This is a genomic window from Helicobacter cynogastricus (assembly GCF_900197855.1).
In the GTDB taxonomy this organism is placed as follows: domain Bacteria; phylum Campylobacterota; class Campylobacteria; order Campylobacterales; family Helicobacteraceae; genus Helicobacter; species Helicobacter cynogastricus.
Window position 1 is genome coordinate 1 of the sequence record NZ_FZMQ01000010.1, and the last position, 3170, is coordinate 3170.

Genomic DNA, 3170 nt, shown 5'->3' on the forward strand with positions numbered 1-3170 from the left:
CCTTAGTATAGGTTTACCCCCTCACGGGGGCGTTGCTATTCTATCTTTTCTATTCTTTCCATGCGCTTTTTCCCTGCTTTTTGGTGGCTGTGTGCGTGTCTATAAACCCGTCTACATTCCTACTAAGTGCCAAATCCCCAAATTAGAGCGACCCGCGCTAGCTAGCCCCATCATTTCTGAAAACATCAAAGCCCTATTAATCTATGCAGAGCTTTTAGAAAAAGATTTAGCCTTTTGTCGTGAAGGCAATCTTAACAAAAAAGGAGAAAATTAAGATGGCACAGAGCAAGTATGGGATCAATATAGAGTTTAAAAACCTAGCCCCCGCCCCGGTCAAAATTGGCAATTCTAAGCCCATTGCCATTATTGGAGATGACACTAAGATTGAGGGTATTCATGTGGCCAACAATCTTGAGAGTGCGCTCAAATTGGTCGAAGATGGCTCAATCAAAGAGACCTTAAAGGACTTTGAGGCTACTGGCATTGAAAGCCAGTTTGTTCTAAGCGCATTCCACAAAGACACCGATGAGGCGGCCAATAAGCAAGCGGTTTTAGACGGGGTGAATGCCCTTAAAAAGGTCGAACAAGAACACCAAATTAAGCCTAAGTTTTTTCTAGCACCAGGTTATGATAGCCCGGGCTTGGGCGAGGCTATGAAAATTGTCGCCGAACAATTTAGGGGTATCTACGCTTTAGGACTAGAGGGCAAAAATGAGGCGGAAGTGAATCGCGAAATTGAGATTATGAGCACGCACCGCGCGATTTTGACTTTCCAAAGAGTGCGCCGTTTAGATGGAGAGCAAAGGCCTTTAAGCGCGTTTTTAATCGCCCTGTATGCTAAGGTCATGGGGGAGGGGGAATTTGGTTTTGCTAAGAGCTATTCTAACCGCACCATTGATGGAGTCATTGGCATTGTAGACACGATTGAGTATGTGCTAGGGCAAGACTGCGAAGCGGACAGATTGCGCGATAAGGGCGTGTCTGTGTGTTTTGTGGACAGTGGTATCCGTGCATGGGGGCGCAATACCCGCGACAAAGATTTAGGCATTGAGAGTTTGCACACAATCGTCATCTTTGATACCATCATTGAGAGCATTCTGCTAGCTCAAAAACGCGTGATTGACTTACAACTTAACGATGCGCTCAAAGAAGTTACTGATAGCCTAGATGCCTTCTATCGGCGTTTAGTCGCTAATAATGTTGTGGTGGGTTATAACATCAGCCTACCAGCGGACTTAAACACGAATGACACCATCATGGAGGGCGTGCTCTATGTGCGCCAAGAAGTCCAAGAAATGCCTTTAGTGTCGCGCATTGTCAATAAGATTTATCGCGTGAGTAGCTATGGCACAGAGTTAATCAAAACCATCACAGGAGGAGCTAGCAATGAATAGAATAGATCCGCAAGCCTTTAGCGGCGGGAATGTGTTTATTGATGGATTAGGCTATGCAGGCGCGCTCAAAGATTTCGAGCCTCCAAAGATAGAACATGAGACTATAGAGGCCAATGCTAGCATTGGCAAGCGGGAGTATGTTCTGCCCACTCTCAAGCCTTTGAGTGCCAAAGTGTCCTTTCAGGCATTAGATAAGGCCTTTTTCTCTTTGCTCAAAAAAGGCACAATGCAAAAAATCGTCATTAAGAGCAATGTGAGCAGTAGCAGCGATACAGGCGCGCCTACAGACACTCCTGTGCATGTTACCCTAGAGGGGGCTATCAAGAGCGCAGAACCGCCTAAGTTTGAGATGGGTAAGGAATTAGAGCTAAGCCTAGAGATGAGCGTGCTCAAATTTGCTTACAGGCTAGGGGTAGAAGATGTCATTAATTATGACACCTTCACCTCTACGCTCAAATACGCGGGCGAAGACCAGTTTGCAAACATCCGCAACAACATCACTTAGGGCGGTAGGACATGAGCATTGAGACAAAGATGAGCAAAACCCCCTCTGCTGTAGCCTTTCCATTAATGCAGGGAAAGCAGGAGCATAGCACAGAATGGCACATGGCCTGCGTAGTGCACCACATGCGCTTTTTGGCTAAAGAGTTTCCTAAGTGTTTGGAGTGTGTGCGCACTCTGTTCCATCTAATCGCTAGCCAACAAGAGATAGCCGAGTTTGAAAAGGAATTAATCCTAAGAGTGCCTTTAGGGTGGGGGCGTGGAGCTAACAAGATTGAGGAATTGAGCACAGAGTCTAGCTCTGAGGAAATTGCGCGTTTTTTGCATGCCCAAGCAGAAGAGGCGCAATTTCTCATCAGCTTTTTAAGGCGCAAATTGAAAATTTTGAGCACAACACAAGGATAGAACATGCCATTAACTCCCATACTTCTTAACAAAGAGACATTCACATTCAGAGATGGGCAAAGTGTAGAAGTCGCAGAGCCTACCTTGTTTCAGCTACAAAAGGCCATGAAGGCTGGAGATGACATCGCTCAAGTGAAAAGCTTGCTCATTGACTGCACAATGGGGGAATTAGACGAGCGTTTTTTAAACTCTTTGCCTTTAGAGGAGTTTGAGCGTTTGGCCAAAGTGGTCTCTAGGTTTAGGGGCGCAGATGAAAAAAACTTAGAAGGGGCGTAGCCCTCTTGGGTTATGCCCTACATTTTGGATACCAAGAGGTCATGCATATGCAGATAGGCGAGTTTCTAGCCTATGCAGAACTGGCTAAAGAGATTTTGCAAAAAACGCATGGGTTGCCTTGATGCTCTCCTCCTACCTTAACCAAGTTTTTCATGCTGATGCTTTAGAGTTTATGCAGGGCTTGCCTGAAAACTCCATTGATTGTGTTTTGATTGATCCGCCTTATTGCAGTGGAGGGGCGAAGTCTTTGAATGCGCGCAATGCGAGCGTTAATAAGAAGTATTGTGGGGATAACTCCAAGTATTATGAGTTTGTAGGCGATGGCAAAGATCAGAGAGTGTGGATAGCATGGATTGGCTCTGTCTTTGCCCAAATTGAGCGCGTGCTCAAGCCTAATAGTTATTTTTTTAGTTTCATTGATTGGCGCATGCTCCCTGCTCTAAGCGATGCCGTGCAGTTGGCAGATTTGGCATGGCGGGGCGTGATTGTATGGGATAAGGGACGCTCTGCTAGACCCTTTCCCAATGGTTTTAAGCAACAATGTGAATTTATTGTTTGGGGAACTAAGGGGGAGCTACCCGCCTATGAGTGCAA

6 protein-coding genes are annotated in these 3170 nt (G+C 45.9%); all 6 read left to right on the forward strand.

Going from position 1 to position 3170, the window contains the following annotated elements; all coding sequences use genetic code 11:
• Positions 1-274: hypothetical protein (locus C6H00_RS05105; protein ID WP_233704433.1), on the forward strand; the 274-nt coding region annotated here is incomplete at its 5' end.
• Between the two features lies 1 nt (position 275).
• Complete coding sequence (locus C6H00_RS05110; RefSeq protein WP_233704434.1) at positions 276-1394, forward strand: phage tail sheath protein; 1119 nt, start codon at positions 276-278, stop codon at positions 1392-1394.
• The gene (locus C6H00_RS05115; RefSeq protein ID WP_104749863.1) at positions 1387-1899 is read left to right on the forward strand and encodes a phage major tail tube protein; all 513 of its coding nucleotides are present in this window, start codon (positions 1387-1389) and stop codon (positions 1897-1899) included. The genes C6H00_RS05110 and C6H00_RS05115 overlap by 8 nt, the downstream gene beginning before the upstream one ends.
• An 11-nt stretch (positions 1900-1910) precedes the next feature.
• A complete protein-coding gene (locus C6H00_RS05120) occupies positions 1911-2300 on the forward strand; it encodes a hypothetical protein (RefSeq protein ID WP_104749862.1) in 390 nt (129 codons plus the stop codon).
• 3 nt (positions 2301-2303) lie between these two features.
• Positions 2304-2576: a hypothetical protein gene (locus C6H00_RS05125; RefSeq protein WP_104749861.1), complete on the forward strand. Its 273-nt coding sequence runs from the start codon at positions 2304-2306 to the stop codon at positions 2574-2576.
• Between the two features lie 121 nt (positions 2577-2697).
• Positions 2698-3170, forward strand: a 473-nt coding sequence (locus C6H00_RS05130) for a DNA methyltransferase (RefSeq protein ID WP_199769193.1), incomplete at its 3' end; no start/stop codon positions are given.

Excerpts from the sequence above, each read along its gene's own strand:
- C6H00_RS05110 (WP_233704434.1), top strand. The coding sequence starts at position 276 with ATGGCACAGAGCAAGTATGGGATCAATATAGAGTTTAAAAACCTAGCC.
- C6H00_RS05115 (WP_104749863.1), top strand. The coding sequence starts at position 1,387 with ATGAATAGAATAGATCCGCAAGCCTTTAGCGGCGGGAATGTGTTTATT.
- C6H00_RS05120 (WP_104749862.1), top strand. The coding sequence starts at position 1,911 with ATGAGCATTGAGACAAAGATGAGCAAAACCCCCTCTGCTGTAGCCTTT.
- C6H00_RS05125 (WP_104749861.1), top strand. The coding sequence starts at position 2,304 with ATGCCATTAACTCCCATACTTCTTAACAAAGAGACATTCACATTCAGA.